This window comes from Lacihabitans sp. LS3-19, assembly GCF_024343575.1.
In the GTDB taxonomy this organism is placed as follows: domain Bacteria; phylum Bacteroidota; class Bacteroidia; order Cytophagales; family Spirosomataceae; genus Leadbetterella.
Map to the genome: position 1 here is coordinate 34,860 of NZ_RJUA01000115.1, position 21,370 is coordinate 56,229.

The 21,370-nt window shown below is 36.4% G+C and carries 6 protein-coding genes; all 6 read left to right on the forward strand.

The window, feature by feature from the left end; genetic code table 11:
* Nucleotides 1-216: 216 nt before the first annotated feature.
* A complete protein-coding gene (locus tag EGI22_RS17150; protein ID WP_255069659.1) occupies nucleotides 217-12,114 on the forward strand; it encodes an SdrD B-like domain-containing protein in 11,898 nt (3,965 codons plus the stop codon).
* A gap of 148 nt (nucleotides 12,115-12,262) precedes the next feature.
* Nucleotides 12,263-13,270, forward strand: a complete 1,008-nt coding sequence (locus tag EGI22_RS17155) for a type IX secretion system membrane protein PorP/SprF (protein WP_255069660.1) — start codon at nucleotides 12,263-12,265, stop codon at nucleotides 13,268-13,270.
* A 36-nt stretch (nucleotides 13,271-13,306) separates the two neighbouring features.
* The gene (locus EGI22_RS17160) at nucleotides 13,307-15,829 is read left to right on the forward strand and encodes an OmpA family protein (RefSeq protein ID WP_255069661.1); all 2,523 of its coding nucleotides are present in this window, start codon (nucleotides 13,307-13,309) and stop codon (nucleotides 15,827-15,829) included.
* 65 nt (nucleotides 15,830-15,894) lie between these two features.
* Nucleotides 15,895-16,782, forward strand: a complete 888-nt coding sequence (locus EGI22_RS17165) for a type IX secretion system membrane protein PorP/SprF (protein WP_255069662.1) — start codon at nucleotides 15,895-15,897, stop codon at nucleotides 16,780-16,782.
* Nucleotides 16,783-17,019: 237 nt separating this feature from the next.
* On the forward strand, nucleotides 17,020-19,797 hold the full coding sequence (locus EGI22_RS17170; protein ID WP_255069663.1) for a 2-oxoglutarate dehydrogenase E1 component: 2,778 nt from the start codon (nucleotides 17,020-17,022) through the stop codon (nucleotides 19,795-19,797).
* 2 nt (nucleotides 19,798-19,799) lie between these two features.
* Nucleotides 19,800-21,335 (forward strand): 2-oxoglutarate dehydrogenase complex dihydrolipoyllysine-residue succinyltransferase, encoded by a 1,536-nt coding sequence (gene odhB / locus EGI22_RS17175; protein ID WP_255069664.1) that lies wholly within the window; start codon nucleotides 19,800-19,802, stop codon nucleotides 21,333-21,335.
* Nucleotides 21,336-21,370: the final 35 nt, after the last annotated feature.

The following is a 21,370-nucleotide window of genomic DNA, read 5'->3' on the forward strand; positions in this document are numbered from 1 at the left end:
AAAATTCTTCAAAAAGCATGAAAATACTCAAATTTGATTGAGATGACATAGCTGTCTGATTTTTAGTAATTTATGAGTTTTTTTCCCTCCGTTTAAAAAATAAAATATTATTTTTTTTGATTGGCATAGTTTTGGATACATATAATTCGTGTGTAGGGCATATTGGCTTTAAATCAATCTGTTCAACAATTTTTATAGGATTATAATTTTTCCCAAATGGAAAATATTTACAAAATAAAACCGGTAGCAAATTCAAAAAGCCCACTTTCAAAATCAATTGAAAGTAGGAAATCTTTATTTGGCAAAAACAAGATTGAAATCAACTCGGTTTCAGGAAATGTTTTATGTGATAATCCTCAAAACGGTCATTTGGAAATTAAGCACAACAATATGATAAACAGCAACTTATTTATAAAAACACTAGGAAATAACAATTACAATTTTACTTTTTACAAATTTATGAAACAGCTTTCCTTCCTAATTAAATTTGTCAGTCTTTTACTGCCTTTTAAGTTCTTCAATGCAAATGCTATTAAAGATCGTTTTGGGGGGGTAGGGTATCTCGACACTGGTAAACAAAACTTTGCTAAATTCAATATTGCAGCTGCAATATTTTTTGTGTTTGCAAGTAGTTTTGCTTTTGCCGCTGAAGTTGACCTTGCTGTCAAGCAAAAGGTTGATAATTCAATGCCTACCGTAGGTTCAACTGTAAAGTACACGGTTACTTTAGTAAACCAAGGCAATACTACTGCTACAAATATTGTAGTAGAGGATGTAGTACCCATTGGAGGTTTAGGGGCTGTTTCAGCAACACAAACTGGTGGGTCTTGGTCTTACATAGGTGGAACAGGTATTGGTACATGGACTGTTCCAAGTCTTGCAGGTGGAGATTCTCTTTTACTTGAAATATCAGGTACAGTTTTAACTCAAGGAGTGTTTTTTAATATTGCAGAAATAAAATCAAGTCCAGATACAGATATTGATTCTGTGCCTGGAAATTCCGATCTTTCGGAAGACGATATTGCTACTTCATGTTTTTCAGTTCCAATACCATTTTATTCGGGCGATCAATATACGGTAGAAGTACCTGCTCCCTTTTCCTATGGAACTGGGATTGTTTGGTATAGAAACAATTTGCCTATAGGACCTGGGTCTCCTTTCGCTACAGTGAATGGAGATAATTCATTAACAATAAATGATATTGGATCTTATACATTTACTACAAATTTAACGACCTGTTCTGCTACTGGTTGTTGTGCTATAATATTTGAGCAAGGGTCAATTTTTGATTTGGCTTTAACAAAAATGCCAAATGTTAACACAGTTGTTGCAGGCGGACAAATAACTTACACAATAAAAGTTTATAACCAAGGAAATATTGTAGCTACAAATATCCAAGTTTCAGATTATATTCCAACTGGTTTAACTTTAGCTGATGCCAATTGGTCTGCGAGTGGTGGTGTGGCTACATTGGTTTCTCCAATTGCCACTTTAGCAGCTGGCGATACAGCAACACGAACAATCACATTTAATGTATCATCAACTTACACAGGAAGTCTTAGCAATAGTGCCGAGATTTCTTCTGCAAAAGGACCTTCGGGCGAAAATGTTACAGATATAGATTCAGATTTGGATAATAATCCAAATAATAATGGTACTCCAATAGATGACGAAATTACACAAAATGGAAAAACAGGCGGCGATAATGATAATTCGGATATTGGCGTAATTACGGTTACACCAGCACCTATTTTTGACCTTGCATTAAGGAAAACTTCTGTTTCAACATCTGTAGTGGCTGGTGGACAAGTAACTTTTGATATTCATGTTTTCAATCAAGGTAACTTAGAAGCTACCAATGTTCAGATTTCAGATTACATACCTACAGGTTTAACGCTAGCAGATGCCAATTGGACAGCTACTGGAGGTATAGCAACAAGGATTACGCCGATAGCGAGTATTTTAGTTGGTGATACCGCAAAGTTGACCATTACTTTTAATGTTTCGCCAACATTTAGCGGAGCATTGACAAACAGTGCAGAGATCTCAGCGGCACAAGGTCCAGGTGGATCTGTTGTAACTGATATAGATTCAAATCCAGATAATAACCCCGCTAATGATGGTACATCTCAAGACGATGTAATAACAGGAAATGGAAAAACCGGAGGTGACGAAGATGATTTTGATATAAGTACAATCAATGTTACTACAGTACCAGTATTTGACTTAGCTCTAAGAAAAACTGTTTTGACGACTGGCCCAATTTACCCAGGATCTACAGTTACATTCAAAATCGATGTATTTAACCAAGGTACCGTAATGGCAACTGGAGTTAAAATTACAGATTATATACCTGCTGGATTAACACTTGCAGATCCAGATTGGACTCAAAGTGGTGCAACTGCTCTATTTAATAATCCAAGTTTGGTAATTTTAGCTGGACAGTCGGTTCCATTGACTATCGATTTTGTGGTTAGTAGTACTTTCGCTGGTGGTCCAGTAAGAAACTCGGCAGAGATTAGTGATGCTAAAGGCCCTTCTGGCGAAGTTGTTACAGATATAGATTCAAATCCTGACAGTAATCCAGCCAATGATGGTACTTCAATTGATGATGAAATTGCACAAAATGGAAAAACTGGCGGTGACGAAGACGATTCAGATTTCGCAGATATTACTGTAACTCCAGTAGCATCTATAGGTAATTTTGTTTGGTTAGATGTTAACCAAAATGGTGTTCAAGATCCTGGTGAAACAGGAATAGGTGGTGTTCTTGTTACTTTAGAAAGACCTGATGGTTCATTTGTAGCTTCAACTACAACTGATCCTAGTGGTGCATATCTATTTGCTAACTTAGTCCCTGGAAGTTATGTTGTCGTTTTCGGAAAGCCATCTGGTTATTCGTCTAGCCCAGCAAATTCAGGAGGAGATGACGCTAAGGATAGTGATGCAGACATGACAACTGGAAAATCTGGAGTATATGTTCTTGCCGCAGGTGAATATAATCAAACAATAGATGCTGGATTCTACTTGCCGAGCTGTGCTGATATCATTTCTATATCTGCTGTAGATTCAGACATTTGTTCTGGGGACTCAACTAATTTGGTTGCTACTTCATCAAATGGAATATCAATTAATTGGTATTTGGTTCCTTCAGGTGGAACACCAATGTTTACTACAAATAGTGGTCAAAATCACCTAGTGTTCCCAACTACTACAACAGTATATTATGCTCAATTAAGCAATGTAGCACTTGGTTGTCCAACAGACAGAACTCCTGTTGCTTTAGTAGTAAACCAAAGGCCTCTAAATCCTTCATGTGGAAGTATAATAGAGATATGTACAGGAACAACGGCGGATTTGAATACACATATTATTAACGGGATTACAACTCCAGGAGGTACTTTTGAATGGCACACAGGCTTCTTGCCTAGCTCTCCACTAGTTGCTAACCCTTCTGCTGTTGGCGTTGGAACATATTATTTGTTCGAAAAATCAGGAGCTGGATGTTATAGTAATCCTACTCAAGCTGTTGTATCTGCTAAAAGTTGTGAGTTAACAATTGATTTGTCATTGTTGAAAACAGCAAATATGCGTACTGTAAATGTTAATGATAATATCATTTATACCATTGAAGTAGCCAATGCAGGCCCTGATGCTGCAACTAACGTTGTGATTGAAGATAAACTACCTTCAGGTCTTCAGTTTGTTTCTAGTTCTTCATTTGCAAATGCAAGTGGTACTTTAACTGCTGCAATACCAACTATAGCTGCTGGACAAACTATTTATTTAACGTATACTGCTAAAGCAATCGGCACCGGAACCTTGATTAACGTTGCTGAAGTTAAAAGTGCAGATCAGAGAGATTCTGATTCTACACCTGGCAATGGTTCAACGGTAAATGAAGACGATGATGATGATGAAATAGTTAACGTAATCACACCAAATCCAATTGCTGATTTGAGCTTGCAGAAATTGGTGAATAACTCATCACCTTCAGTGGGAGATAATATTATTTATACAATTAGGGTTTCAAATGCTGGACCTAACAATGCCACAAATGTTGAAGTTACGGATATATTACCAGCTGGTTTAACTCTTGTATCGGTTACTGGAGCGGATGTAAATTCTAATAGTGGAAATACAGCTACCGCATCTTTTGCTACGATTTTGGCAAATTCGCAAGATGAGTTTTACATTACAGCAACTGTTACAGGCACTGGAAGTATAACAAACAGAGCAGAGGTTACAAAATCAGATCAGTTAGATCCTGATTCGACACCAAATAATGGTGGAAATGAAGATGATGATGATACCAATACGATTACTGTTCAACAGCTTTGTAATCCTACAACTCCTTTAATTTCTTGTGCAAATCCATATATTTGCCCAGGCGAAAGTGTTTCTATTTCAGCTATTGGTTGTAATGGAACTGTAGTTTGGTCAAATGGAATGACAGGGAATATTATTACTGTTAGTCCTTCGGTTACCACAATTTATAATGCAAAATGTCAAGTTGGAACTTGTTTAAGTCCGAACTCTAACAATATTCAAATTATTGTAAACACTGTAGCTCCACCATTGGTAACTGCTTCAAGTACAACTGTTTGTACAGGAGGTTCAGTTATCCTTACGGCTTCTGGTTGTACTGGTACAATAACTTGGAATAACGGTGTTTTAGGTTCTTCAATTGAAGTTAGCCCATCAGCACCAGTTACATCTTATACCGCAACGTGTAGAATATTAACTTGTATAAGCAATCCTTCTTCTCCAATTAGCATTACACTTACTGGAAATCCAACTGCACCAGCAATTTCGGCTTCGAATAGCAATATTTGTGTAGGTCAAAGTACGGTATTGACAGCTGTTGGTTGTAGTGGAACAGTTACATGGTCAAATGGTCAAACTGGGGCTACTGTTACAGTATCACCAGTTGCAACTACAGTATATACTGCTACTTGTTCTACCGGAACATGTGTTAGTCCGGCATCTGCTGGTCTAACAATAAATGTTGGTTCTTCTCAAACGCCGACAATATTAGCCTCAAATTCTAATACTTGTGGAAATGAGCCTGTTACTTTAACCGTTAGTAATTGTTCTGGAGGAGTATTATGGTCAAATGGAGCAACAACTCTTTCAACGATAGTTACTCCAGTAGCTACCACGACATATTCAGTAACTTGTGGAACTGGAACTTGTGCTGCAACGGCACAAACGACAATAAATGTTGGTGGCTTAGGTATGACGCCTACTATTATTGCATCTGTTAACAATGTATGTGAAAACACACCAGTTGTTCTTTCTGCATCAAATTGCACAGGAACAATCAGTTGGTCATTATCTTCTAATACTTCAGTTGTATTGGGTACAGGTTCAACAATCACTGTTACACCTTCAACAACAACGTCTTACACTGCAACATGTGCGACTGGTACAGGATGTAGTGGATATGCAACAATTGCAATTAATGTAACACCAAATTCTGTTGCACCAATTGTAACTTGTGGAGCCGAAAGAATTTGTAGTGGTGACAGTTTAGTATTTACAGCTCATAATTGTACTGGAACAGTAAATTGGTCGAATGGAGCAACTGGTAATATAATGGTTGTGAGACCACTTGTTAGCACAACTTATTCAGCTACTTGTACTGTAAACGGATGTGTTAGTCCTGCATCTACTCCAGTATTAATTCAAGTTATAACTGAAATCCCTGTAATCACTGCTTCTTCAGAGACAGTTTGTCCAGGAGGAAACGTAACCCTTACGGCTTCAAATTGCTCTGGGACATTGGCTTGGAGTACAGGCCAAACTACTGTAGCAATCACGGTTAATCCAAGTGTTGCTACTACTTATTCTGTTACTTGTACAGTCGAAGGTTGTGTTGGTTCTGCTTCTAAAACTATTAATATAGGTACAGGCCAAACACCAACTATAATAGCTTCTGAAAATAATGTTTGTGCGGGTACTTCTGTAGTGTTGACTGCTAGCAATTGTTCTTCAAGTATTACTTGGAATACGGGTGCGACTGGAAATACTATTACAGTATCACCATCGAGTAATAGTACATATACTGCTTCTTGTGGAAATATTTCTTGTGCAGGAACAGCTAGCATAACAATTAACGTTGTTCCAGCTCAAACGCCTGTTGTAACAACTACGAATGCATTTATTTGTGCAGGGCAAAGTACTACGCTTACGGCATCAGGATGTTCTGGAGGTTTGTCATGGAATACTGGCCAAACATCAGCAACTATTACTGTAAGTCCAACTGTTAATACTACTTATACAGTTTCGTGTGGATCAGGTTCTTGTGTAAGAACTATGAGTCAAGAGATTATTGTTGGTTCTCAAATCATACCAACAGTAACGGCTTCTAACAATAATATATGCTCAGGAGAAAGTGTAACTATTACTGCTACGAATTGTAGTTCAGGAATAGTTTGGAACAATGGTGCTACTACAAGTAGTATTACTGTTACTCCTTCTGCAACAATAGAATATACTGCTACTTGTGGTACTGGCTCATGTGCTGGTTCTGCTAGCGTGACAATAAATGTAGGTTCAGGTCAAACTCCAACTATTTCGACTACAAATCTTAATATTTGTGCTGGTCAATCTACAACACTTACTGTAGCCAACTGTGCAAGCCCAATTTCGTGGAACACAGGTTCTAATTCAGCAACTATAACTGTTTCTCCTTCTCAAAATAGCACTTATGTTGTTACTTGTGGTAGTGGAGCTTGTCAGAAAACAGCAAGTCTTGAAATCATTGTTGGTTTTCAAACAATACCTACTTTAACGGCTTCAAATGGAAATATTTGTTCTGGTGAGTCAATTACTTTAACAGCTTCAAATTGTAGTTCAGGATTAACTTGGAGCACAGGAGCTACTACTGCAACAATAACTGTCTCGCCTTTAGTTACAACAACCTACTCTGCTACATGTGGAACTGGAAATTGTGCTGGAACTGGAAGTGTATTGGTTAATGTATCAACAAATGGAGGAACGCCTCCAAGTATTACAGCTAGCAACACGCAATTGTGTCAAGCTGGAAGTGTAACTCTGACAGCCACTAATTGTTCTGGAACTGTAAATTGGTCAAATAGTCAATCTGGAAGTTCAATTACTGTTACTGTAAGTACGACTCAAACATTTACGGCAACTTGTTCCTCAGGTACTTGCGTTAGTGTAGCTTCTAATCCTGTTACTGTAACAGTTGGTTCTCCAGCTGCTCCAGTTATAACTAGCAACGGTACTGTGGTATGCAATGGATCAAGTGTGATTTTAACAGCTACTCAATGTGCTGGAACTATATTATGGTCTAATGGCATGACAGGTTCAGAAATAACCGTTAATCCAGTGGTTACTACTACATATTCTGCAATTTGTAGAATGAGTAATGAGAATTGTGATAGTCCTTCTTCAAATACGATAAGAATAGAGACAAGTGATATTCCAAATCCTCCAACAATCACTTGTAGTGCAAGTAGAATTTGTGTTGGCGAGTCGTTAGTATTGACTGCGATTGGATGTGAAGGAACTGTAACATGGCATTATGATAACACTACAGCTACTGGAAGTACATTAAACATTAATCCATTAGTAACAACAGTTTATACAACTACTTGTTCTATCGGAAACTGTGTAAGTACTAGCTCTGGTGCTGCTACTATTACTGTTGGAAATCCTATTCCACCAATTGTAACTTGTAACAACACTGTAATATGCTCTGGATTGACCACTAACTTAGAGGCTGCCGGATGTGTTGGAACTGTAATTTGGTCTAATGGTATGGAAGGAGCTGTAGTTTCGGTATCTCCAACCACTTTGACTACTTATTATGCAATTTGTGATGCAGGTTTATGTCAGTCTGGTCAATCTAATTCTATTTCAGTAGTAGTTACTGGGGCTGGAGTTAGTAAGCCAACAGTTAATGATATAGTTAATGTATGTCCTAATACTACTGCTGACTTAACCACTGCGGTTACAAGTCAAGCACCTGTAGGCGGCTCAATAATATATAGAACAGGTAATAGCCCTACCTCACCAGCTGTGTCTAATCCTAGTGCGATAAGTTCAACTGGAACATTCTATGCCTTTACTTCATCTGGAAACGGTTGTTATAGCGAAGGAGCAAGAATTAACGTAGGAATTGTATCGTGTGAAAATCCAATTGATTGTACTACTGACCCTGCCACAGCGTCTGTAGGTGCAAATCAAACTTTATGTGTAAGCACAGATTATATTGAACTAAATGGTTCAATTGGCGGAGCAGCTACCACCTCTACTTGGACAACAAATGGAACGGGTACTTTTGAGAATTCAATTGCTCCTGTAACTAAATACTTTATGTCTGCTCAGGATATAATAAATGGTAGCGTAACATTGACATTGACAACAAATGATCCAGATAATGGAGGTTCTTGTCAGGCTGCTTCGGCTTCTAAAGTTGTTACTTTAAATGGTGTTGGTTCTATTCCAACTCTTACTTCTAGCAAATCACCAATTATTTGTCTGGGAGATTCAGTAACACTTACAGCGAGTGAAGAAGGTACATTTGGATACATGTGGAGTAATGGTGCAACTACAAAGTCGATTGTTGTAAAAACTCCAGGTACCTATACGGTTAAATACATAAATGGAAGTTCATGTATGTCTTTAAGTTCTGAGGGAATTCAAGTTGACATGTCTAATAATTTGGCAGCTCCAACTGTAACATCTCAAACAGCAAATACATGCCCTACTACAACTGTTGATTTGGTTAGTAAGATCACGGGTAACCCTACAACTTCAGGTGGAGTATTTGAATTCCACGTAAGTAATAGTCCTACGTCATCGATGTTGGCAACAGCGAATGCAGTTGGTGAAGGAACTTATTATGTCTTCGAAAAAACTGCGACAGGATGTTATAGTAATTCATCTTCAATTACAGTAACAATTGATGATTGTAATGTTGTTCAAGGAGATGCAGATATTCAGGTAAATATTACTGGAAACAAAACAAGTGTTGTAATCGGAGATCAGGTAACCTATACATTACAGGTTAAAAACAATGGTCCATCAGATGCTACGAATGTTGAAGTTATAAATTTAATTCCTGAAGGGTTAGAGTTAGTAGGAGGAACTCCAGGCTTGTTAACAGAAGGAAACAATCTAAAAGTTGTAATCCCAACTTTAGCTGTAGGTGTAACAAAAACCTACACTTATGTAGCTAAATTGACAAAAGCTGGTGCTGTTGTAAATGTTATTAATAAAGTGTCAGCAGATCAAAATGACCCAATTAATAGTAATAATACTGACGACTTCTCTATAGAATGTACCTCTTGTCAGGAAACTTGTATATCCACTGCCTTGAAAGCTGACACAACATTGCAGTCTAATGGAAGTTATAATATTAAGTTTACCGCACTATTGAAAAACTGTGGAAATGTAGCCTTGACAGGTATTGAATTGATTGAAAACTTAAGCAATATGTTTGCAAGTCCAACACAATTCACAGTTATTCAAAAACCTACTCCTAATGCTGGAAGTAGTTTAGTTGGAAACGATAGCTTCAATGGCTCAAGTGATATTGCAGTATTAAATAAAATGACCAGTACACTAGCGGTAGGAAAAATTGATACGGTTACGTTTGTAATTAATTTACTACCAATGGGTACCGAAGGGCCATATAGTACAAATACAATTGCAAAGGCAGTGGGTATGACAGCCTTTGGAATTGCACAAAATGTTTCGGATGTGTCAAATGATGGCTCAATAGTAGTTGCAGATTTGGATGATCCAACAGTTGTTAAACTGTTCAAATCACCAAGTATTGCTATTGTACTAGCAGTAATTGATACTGTTAAGCAAGCAAATGATAGCTACAATGTAACATTCCAAGCGATTGTTAAAAACAATGGTTCTCTTGATTTGAGCAATGTAATAGTTACAGACACATTGTCTAAATACTTTGGAAACCCAGCGTCTTATACTATGGTAGGTACAGCTATTCCGGTTGGTTCAACCACTCTGGCAGTAAATCCAAACTTTAATGGAAGCACTGACCCTGCGTTAACTCTATCACCTAGCACACTTCCTATTGGTAAACAAGATACTATTTGGTTTACTATTAATTTAGTAACTGGTGGTAAGACAGAATTCCAAAACCAAGCGATAGCACAAGGAACAGGTACACTTACTAATGGAACAACTTCTACTGTTGTTGACCTTTCTAACTCAGGCGTTAATCCTGATGAGCCAGGAAGTAGTCCTACGCAGTTGATTTTTGGTACACAAGACCAAGGTTCAGAGATTACAACTTGTGTAGGTTTAGCATTAACTACAATCAATAAACAAAAGCTTGAAGATGGTACTTACAATGTGACCTACCAAGCGATAATTAAAAATTGTGGTAACCTGAATCTAACAAATGTAGCTATTTGTGATACTTTAAGTAATACATTCTCATCTCCTACTGAGGTGGTTGTTACAGTAAAACCATACTTGAATGCTGGAAGTAGCTTAGTTGCAGATACTTCATTCAATGGTGTGGATAATACTTGTCTTTTGAAATCGACTGTAAGTAGTTTAGGTTCAGCTCAAACAGATACATTAAGATGGACAATAAATATTAAGTTGAACAGCAACAATGGACCATTTAGAAATAATGTAACGGTTACTTCTATTAGTCCGAGCGGCCAAGTAGTATCAGATATCTCTAATGATGGAATTAATCCAGCACCAGAAGGTTCTAATCCTACCATCTTGAACTTCAACGATAATATTCCAGATGAGCTGATAGGTTTAGCTAAAAATTTGGTTTCGATAACACCAGTAGATAATAGACCTAAGGTATTCGATGTGGAGTTTAAGTTTGTAATGAAAAACTATGGTATTGTTCCATTTGATAAAGTTCAATTGCAAGACAACTTAGCTTACACATTTGGAGACAAGGTAATTATTGATTCTGTGATGATTAAAGACGCAGAAACTGGAATAGTAGCTAATAGCAATTATACAGGAAAAGGCGAGTTGACTAATATGTTGGCAGACTCTATTTCTAGTCTTCCTCTGAAAACTACCAAGACAATAGGCTTAGTAGTAAGAGTAGACATGAACTTGGCCGATACATTGAAATACGAAAACATTGCCTTGGCAATCGGATACTTCACAGGTGGTTCTACTTCAGACCCTTCAGTGAATGGATTGAATCCAGACAAGAATCTTTCAGGAGATCCTTCTGATGATTCGGATCCAACAGTAATTGACTTTACAGGTTTACTTGACCTTACGCCAGTTACGCCTTTAGGTATTGCTAAGTCGGTGGATACTTTAAGTAGTGCAGATGGAAGTTACTTGTTAACATATAAAGTAATAGTTAAAAACTATGGTTCTGTTACTTTAGATAGTATTCAATTGACTGATGATTTAGCAGATGTGTTTAGCAATAATACGCAGTATGTGTTAATGGGAGTGCCGACACTTAACGATTCAAGCACACTGAAAGTTAATGCCGCATTTAATGGTGATTCTACTAAAGGATTGTTGTTGCCAAGTGAAAGTTCATTACTACCAGGTCAATCTGATACACTTACATTTAAAGTGAAAGTGTTGAATACGGATGCCGAAGCTCAAACTTATTTGAACACTGTGAATGGAACTGCACTTTCTGGTACAACTATTGTAACAGATAAATCGTCGACAGGTATGATTCCAGATAAAAACAATGATGGAAATCCTGGAAATGATAATGAACCGACCGCAATCACTATAGAGCCAGCTACCGAAGATACTTCAGCTGTTGAAGTATTGATCACAAATGGTTTATCGCCAAATGGTGACACGCAAAACGACTTGTTAGTAATCAAAGACAAAAACAATGCGGTTACATTGACAGCGGACGATAACATCGAAGTGTTTATATACAACAGATGGGGTCATTTGATTTACCGTTCTGAAAACTACATTAGAGATACTGAGTCAGGCAAAGGCTGGAATGGTGGATCTAATCAGGGAATAAGACTTGAAAATGATGCTTTTGTAGCAGATGGTACTTATTATTATGTGGTTACAAGTACAAATGCTAGATTGTTCGGTGGTAAGCCAGTAGTTAATTATATTACAGTTAAACGTTAAAATATTTAAATGGGGAAATAAAATATTTCCCCATTTATTATAAAAACTAAAAAAATTTATATTTTTGCTAATCTGTTGATTGTCAATTCTTTTTATTGTAATCAATTAGAAAATAAATTTCAGGAAAATATTTATAAATAAACAGACAATGAAACACCTAAATTCTGTCCCGAATAAGGTAATGGTATTATTAATACTTTGCCTTGTATCTACCACAAAAATCTTCGCACAACAAGAAGTAATGTATTCCCAGTATATGTTTAATACATTAGCTATCAATCCAGCTTATGCAGGTAGTAGAGATGTATTAAGTTTAACAGCATTAGGTAGATACCAATGGCTTGATAGAAACATTCCAGGTTCGCCAACTACCTATTCGTTTTCTTTGGATATGCCTATTAAAAACGAAAAAATGGGAATTGGACTTGTTGCCTATAACGACGCTATTGGAGTTGCAGACAATACCGGATTGAATCTTGCATATTCTTATAGATTTAAAATTGGAGCCAAAACTACAATGTCTTTGGGGCTTCAACCTACCATTACAAATGTGAGTCAAGCTCTTTCAAAAGTTAATAATTTGGTTGATTTAAATGATCCGATATTCTCTGTTGATAGAAGTAGATTTATGTTTAATGCGGGTTTAGGTATGTTTATCAGTAATGATAAAAGCTATTTCGGTTTTTCTGTGCCGCAGATGATCGAACAAAAAATATCTCCTGATGATCCCAATAGTATTGGTAAAATCAAAAGACATTATTTTGCTATGATGGGATTTGTTATCGGAAAAGGTAATTTTAAAATCAAACCTTCTACGATGTTGAGATACACCAATGGCTCACCACTTGGCATTGACGGAAACATTAACTTCTGGTTCAAAGACAAAATTGCACTTGGTGTTTCAGGTAGAAAATCTCAAACAGTTTTGTCGGGTCAAGATAATATTGATGCAGTAGTTGGAATGTTCGAACTTCAGCTTACGCCTCAAATAAGATTAGGTTATGCTTACGACTACAACAATAATAGACTGAATACAAAAACTTCAGGTAATTCAGTTTTATACAATAAGTTAGTAGGAACACCAACGCATGAGTGGTTACTAAGGTATGAGTTTGGATACGGAAAGTCTAAAATTCTCACACCGAGGTATTTCTAAAAGATACCAAAGTCCCCCATATAAATAATAAAAATTATGTTTGTCAGGATTAAAAGAAAAATTACACTATTAACGTGTGCAGGATTGATGTCTGTAATGGCTATCGGTCAAAATGCATTGTTGAAAACTGCAGAGCATCATTTCGAGAATCTCAGTTTTATTAAGGCTATTGATGCTTATGAGCAAGCTTTAAAAAAGAAAGGTATTTCAGATACTGATAAGTTTTCTGCAATGAAAAACTTGTCAGAAAGTTACCTAAAAGTTAAAGATGCAGTAAATGCTGAAAGAGTACTTAGAGACATGATGAGCTCTTCAAGTGATTTTTCAGGAGATAATTCAAAAGTTTTATTAAACTATGCTCAAGCTTTAGCCTCCAATGGTAAGTATAAAGAATCTCAAGAGCAATACCAGAAATATCTTGGTATTGTAGATAACGATACAAGAGCAAAAGGATTTTCAAAGCTTTACAACGATGTTAGTGTATTGTCTAAAAATGCTGCATGTTATAAAGTTGATTATTTATCAATCAATACCAATGCAGCCGATTTTAGCCCAACTAGCTATCAAAACGGTTTGATATTTGTTTCAAATCGCCGAACAACTTCAGGAGTAAGAAGAGTTTTCAATTGGAATAATACCCCTTTTCTTGATTTATATCACTTAGAAGATGTGGCCTACCTTTCTGCTACTGAAGCGGGTCTTGGTGGTGGCGGTTCCTCTAAAAAAACAAAATCAGGCTCTGGAGGAATGGTTGGTTCTGACGAATACACAATGCCAACTGCTAATGATTCCCGCACAATTGGTACTTATGGTGGAAAAAACATCTCTCAAGGATATGGTTATTCTGACAAGCCAATTACAGAAAGCGATAGAATGAGTGGTTCAATAAATTCAAAATATCACGAAGGACCTGCCGCGTTTTTTAAAGATGGATCAAAAGTTTTATTTACAAGAAACAATGTTAGTTCTAGTGGTTCCGCTAAAAAAAGTTCTGATGGTATCATCAAACTTAAGCTTTATATGGGTGAAGCTAAAAAAGACAGTTGGGGAAATATAACTGAATTGCCTTTCAATTCTGATGAGTATTCAACTGGTCATCCTGCTCTTTCTCCTGACGAAAAATTATTATTTTTTGCATCAGATATGCCTGGAGGGTTTGGGGGTACTGATATTTATGTAACTAGATACGATGGTACAAACTGGTCGGCACCTGTCAACTTAGGCAATACAATCAATACGAAAGGAAACGAAATGTTCCCTTATGTCGACGAGAAAGGAAACTTATATTTTTCATCAGATGGTCTACCTGGCCTAGGTGAATTAGATATTTTCTTTACACAATTAGATGGTGTTACACAAAAAGGAAGAGTGATTAATCTTGGAGCACCAATAAACTCTAGTAAAGACGATTTCGGAGTTATTACTGATGGGTTAAGACAAAGTGGATATTTTAGTTCTAACAGAAAACGCGGTGGAAATGATGACGACATTTACAAATTTGATAGAGAGTGCGAGCTTAAAGAAGGTTGTGAATTATTAATCGCTGTTTACGATGCGGAAACAAAAATGCCACTGGATAATACTACTATTAATTACGTTGACGAGTTAGGTAACAATATTGAGTTAGTAACCAATTCTGAAGGAATTATTGCTTTGGATAATGTTGCTGTCGATTATGAATATACTTTTAAAACTACCAGAGAAGGATATAGTAATAATAACGTAAGTTATTCAACTGATGAGTGTGATAACGAACCTTCAAGATTAGAAATTCCGCTCGAAAGACCTAGCGAAGCCGATAGCTTAGAAAGAATCACTGAGATTCCAGCGTCTACCAAACTAGGAGAAGATGGTACCGACATTAACATGGATCCAAATGGTGTAAATGGTTCTAATTCAAGCAAAAGTGTTCCAGGACTTAATGATAAAACTTGTATAATCAGAGGAAAAGTAACCTCACAGTCAAATAAGAAAACTTTAGAAGGTGTAGTTGTAACTTTGAGAAATGGGTGTGATGGTTCTACAGTAACAGCACTTTCAGACAAAAATGGAAACTTCCAATTCACTGCTTTAGAAGGTTGTGATTATACTATCGAAGGCAAAAAAGAAAGCATGGCATCAAAGTCTAAGGTGCTTAAAAAGCTTAATTGCAAAGCCAACGAAAATGTGAGCTCTGATATATTGATGTTTACTAAAGGTGATGTTGTTGAAATTGAAAATATCTATTTTGATTATGGAAAATGTAACATCAGGTCTGACGCAAGAGTTGAATTGGATAGATTGGTGAAGTTAATGCGTGATTATCCTAAAATGAAAATTGAGTTAGGATCTCATACGGATAGTAGAAGTCCTTCTGATTTCAATCAAAAACTTTCTGAAGGAAGAGCAAAAGCATCAGCCGATTATTTGTTCAAAAGAGGCATTAGCCGCTCTAGAGTAGAATATAAAGGTTACGGAGAGACAATGTTGACTAATAAATGTGCCGACGGAGTACAATGTACTGAACAAGAGCACCAAGCCAATAGACGTACTGAAATAAAAATCCTTCAAATGGATTAATTAAATAAGAAGTTCTTTAAATTGACCGTTTAGAAATAAACGGTCTTTTTTTTGAGAAAAATAAAATGAGAAAAATATTAGCGTTGCTTTTTTTGACATTTGGTGTAGCGGATGCCCAAGTTGGTTTAATAAACCAGTATCAGTTTAATTATTTGGCTTTAAACCCAGCTCTGGCTGGCGAGAATAGCCCGTTCACATTGAAAGGCTTGATGGGTAAGCAGTTCAATGGTTCTGTAAACTTTAATTCAGTTAATCAACTGCTTGTTTTAGATGGCCAATTGTATAAAAAATCAGGGATAGCCTTTCAGGGCTACAGAAACAATTCTGGTAATATCATAAATACTGGCCTTGGTATGAGCTATGCTAAAGGATATGAAATTGGGGATTTGAAACTGAAAATTGGTGCAAATGCTGGTTTTTTTATTCAACCAAATTTATTGTCAACGCAAATCTCACAAAAAGTTATGCCACATGGAGGTTTAGGTGTTTTTGGTTTTTATAAAAACGCTTTTTTAGGACTTTCAAATACAATGCTATTCGCTTCCAAAAGAATATATGAACCTAAACCCTTTTTAGCCAACTTGGGTTACATCTTTGAAAATGAGTCATTGTTAAGTTTTAATCTAAATTCATTGTATTATTATGATTTCAATTCAAAGAAAAACAATATTGACTTTAATCTTAAAATGTGGGTAAACAAAAGGTTTTCTATGGGGGCATCTTATAGGGTGAATAACATTTATTCCTATTACCAAAAAAGCACTTCCGTTCTTCCGTTTTTAGAATATAAAGCCACAAAGTCATTGAATTTTGGTTTGTCATATAATTCAAATGCCGTGAACGCAAGCAGTAATCCTTCAAATAACTTACAACTAGGCGGTATTTTTCAATTTATGATAAAATATAACAATGACGAGAATGGTGGAGATAGTTGGTTATTTGATAAATTTTAATATTTAGAAAAGTATCTAAATGAAATTTCAAAAAAAAAGCCAAAATTCTAGAGTTTTTCTTTAAAAAGTTCAATAAATCGAAATATTAAGGACATTTTTTATAAAAAAAACACAAATTTTTGCTTATTAAAAATAAAAATATTTAGTTCGCATTAAATTAAAATTACTGTCGTTTAAATACTTGACACATTTAGTTTAATGTTTTTAAAATAATGCTTTAAGAGTATAATAAAAATAATGGATCAGTTTTCATTTATAGCCAATGGCGATGTGGCCGCCATAGAATCGCTTTATCAACAATACCTCGAGAATCCAGAATCTGTCGATCAAAGTTGGCAGTTTTTCTTCAAAGGTTTTGAGTTTTCTAAATCTTGGAATACAGATTCATCAACATCTTCTTCAGTGCCTTCAGGAAATTTATCGGAGAAAGAACGAATTTTTAAAGAAAGAGAAGTTGTTCATTTAATAAGAGGTTACAGATCAAGAGGACACATGATGTCAAAAATTGACCCTCTTTATTCAATCAGGAAATACAATGCAAATCTTGATTTAGCATATTTTCAACTTTCTGAGAAAGACTTAGATACAGTTTTTGAAGCAGGTGTTGAAGTTTTCGGTCGCCCTGCAACATTGAGAGAAATTGAGACTTCTCTTAAAACTATTTATGGTGGTAAAATTGGTTTCGAATATTTATTTATACGTGATAGAAGAATCAAAAGTTGGTTTAGAAGAAAAATCGAATCAGATTATTTAAACTACAATCCTTCTTTTGACAAAAAGAAAAGAATTCTAAAGAAGATAAATCAAGCAGTTGCTTTTGAGAATTTTCTTCACACGAAGTTTTTAGGTAAAAAAAGATTCTCGCTTGAGGGCGGTGAGTCTGCTATTCCTGGACTCGATGCGGCTATTATGAGAGGGGCAGAGTTAGGAGTAGAAGAGGTTGTAATAGGAATGGCACACCGTGGTCGATTGAACGTTCTAACAAACTTGATGCAAAAGCCTTATGACCAGGTTTTTAATGAGTTTGAGGAAAATGTACCTACACTTGAGTTTAGTGACGGCGATGTGAAATACCACATGGGTTATTCTAGTCAAATCCAAACACCTGAAGGTAAAAGAGTTTCTATGAAATTGATGGCAAATCCATCACACTTAGAAACTGTCGATCCTGTGGTTTTAGGATACGCTAGAGCCAGAGCTGATGCTCACTTTGAAAGTCATGGTCTAAAACCAAACGAATTTCAGGACATATATGATAAAATTCTTCCAATTATAGTTCATGGGGATGCTTCATTGGCAGGTCAGGGGATTGTTTATGAAATTGCCCAGATGTCGAATCTACCAGGATATTATGTAGGTGGAGCTATTCATTTTATCATTAACAACCAAATAGGTTTCACGACAGACAATGCTGATGCGAGGTCGAGTTTATACTGTTCGGATGTAGCAAAAATTCTTGATACGCCTATTCTTCACGTAAACGGAGATGACCCTGAGGCGGTTGTTTACGCTATGGAGTTAGCGATTGAGTTCCGTCAAGAATTTAATAAAGATGTATTTGTAGATATGATATGCTACAGAAAACATGGACATAATGAAGCTGACGAGCCGAGGTTTACCCAACCTGGTATGTACGAGCTAATCAGCAAACATCAGACTCCAAGAGAGTTATACATAGAAAAACTAAAAGAAGATGGTACTATAAATGAAGATGATGCTAAATTGATTAAAGCCCAATTTGACGATAATCTTCAAGACATACTTGCGAAAGTAAAACAAAATCAATTGCCATATGAATTGCCAAAACTTGAAAGAGATTGGGCAAAATTGAGAAGATCTACAATCGAAGATTTTGAGGAGTCACCTAAAACTGGAATTTCAAAAGATGTTATTGATATTGTGGGAAAAGCACTTTCTACGGTTCCTAACAGTTTTACTCCGATCAAACAAATTGAAAAAGTACTTGAGGAAAGAAAAGAGATATTTTCTGGCAATAAACCATTTAACTGGGCAGCGGCTGAACTGATGGCATTTGGTTCATTGCTACAACAAGGCAATTGGGTTAGGATGACAGGACAAGACGTTCAAAGAGGTACTTTTTCTCACCGCCATTCAGTTTTACACGATATAAAGACTTTTGAACGTTATAACAATCTGGTTCATATAAGCGAAAATCAGGGCAAGTTTGAGATTTATAACTCTTTCCTTTCTGAATATGCCGTTATGGGCTTTGAATATGGCTATGCATTGGCCAACCCTTCAGCTTTGGTTATTTGGGAAGCACAGTTTGGTGACTTTGCAAATGGTGCCCAAATTATGATTGACCAGTTCTTAGTAGCGGCCGAATCAAAATGGAATTCCATGAACGGATTGGTGATGTTGTTGCCACACGGTTATGAAGGTCAAGGTCCTGAGCATTCAAATGCTCGCCCAGAAAGATTCCTTCAACTTGCCGCAGAATACAATATTTTTGTATGTAACTGTACTTCACCAAGCAACTATTTCCATATGCTCAGACGTCAAGTTACATTACCATTTCGTAAGCCATGTGTACATATGTCGCCAAAGTCGATGCTGAGACACCCGATGGCAATTTCGGAAATGAGCGAATTTTTAGAAAATACTACTTTTAGAGAAATTATTGGTGACACTACAGTAGACCCTAAAAAAGTTAGGAGAGTTTTGCTTTGTAGCGGGAAGATTTATTACGATTTATATAAAAGACGTCAAGACGAAAAAAGAGAGGATATTGCGATAATTAGAATCGAACAGTTGTATCCTTTTCCAAAGACACAAATTCAGGCTGAATTGGCTAAATATGGTTCTGCTGAAAAAATATGGGTACAGGAAGAACCATTAAATATGGGCTATTGGTCATTTATCGTTAGGGAATTCTCTGGCGGAGTAGATGATGTAATTTCTCGTAAACTTAGTGCTTCTCCTGCAACAGGATATACTAAAAATCACAACGAAATTCAAAATAAAATTTTAGACAAAGCATTTCAATTGAATTAATTATGGCTATTGACATGAAAGTACCTTCGGTTGGGGAATCTGTAACAGAAGTTACGATTGCAGCATGGGTAAAAAAAGATGGTGATTTTGTAAAAATGGACGAAGTTATATGTGAACTTGAGTCAGATAAAGCAACTTTCGAGCTTCCTGCTGAGGCAGATGGTATTCTCCATATTATTGGAAAAGAAGGCGATACCTTAAAAATTGGTGCTGCTATTTGTTCTATAGAACCGCAAAATGCAGCAAGCACAGAAAAATCTGAGCCTTTGCCTCTTGAGGTTAGACCTGCAGTTGTTTCTGATCCTGTCGCCCATACAGTGGTTCAAAAATCCGAAGTTTTAGAAATAAAAGTACCAACTGTTGGGGAGTCTATTACAGAAGTTACAATTGCCAGTTGGTTGAAAAAAACAGGAGATCAAGTAGGTTTAGATGAGATTATTTGTGAATTAGAATCAGATAAAGCAACATTTGAATTACCTTCCCCATTTGCAGGTACATTAACTATAAAAGCCGAAGAAGGTACTGTTGTGCCAATAGGTGGAGTTTTAGCAGCTGTGGCTGTTGGAGGTAGTACAGTAGCACCAAAAGAAGCAAAAGGTGAGGTTTCAATTCCAACTACTGTTCAAACAGCAGAAAATGCGACATACGCAGAAGGTCATCCTTCACCTGCTGCTGCTAAAGTAATGGCAGAAAAAGGTCTTGCTTCATCCGATGTGAATGGTACAGGAGTTGGTGGAAGAATAACTAAAGAAGATGCATTAAATGCAAAAGCAGCACCTACACCCTCAGTAACTCCAAAATCTGAGCCAAATCCAAGTGTTGTTGCACCGAAAGAAGACAGAGGGTCAAGAAGAGAGAAAATGACTTCTCTTAGAAAGACCATTGCTAGAAGATTGGTAGCTGTGAAAAACGAAACAGCCATGTTGACTACTTTCAACGAAGTAGATATGAAGCCGATTATGGATCTTCGTAAACAATACAAAGATAAATTTAAAGATATTCACGGTGTGGGTTTAGGATTTATGTCTTTCTTCACTAAAGCTTGTTCAATAGCTTTGTTAGAATTTCCTGCTGTAAATGCATTTATTGATGGTGAAGAAATTGTTTACAACGACTTTACTGATATTTCGATTGCCGTTTCAGCACCGAGAGGTTTGGTAGTTCCTGTAATCAGAAATGCCGAAAAAATGAACTTCGCTCAGATAGAAAGTGAAGTAGTTAGGTTGGCATTAAAAGCAAGAGATAATAAATTGACTATAGATGAAATGACTGGTGGAACTTTCACTATTACAAATGGTGGAATTTTCGGTTCTATGCTTTCTACCCCAATCATCAATGCTCCACAGTCGGCAATTTTAGGCATGCACAATATCGTTGAGCGTCCTGTGGCTATAAATGGTTCTGTTGAAATTAGACCAATCATGTATGTGGCTCTTTCTTACGACCACCGAACTATTGATGGTAAAGATTCTGTTAGTTTCTTAGTAAGAGTAAAACAATTGTTAGAAGATCCAATGAGAATGCTTCTTCAGGTATAAATTAATATAAGGCATCTTTTTGGATGCCTTTTTTG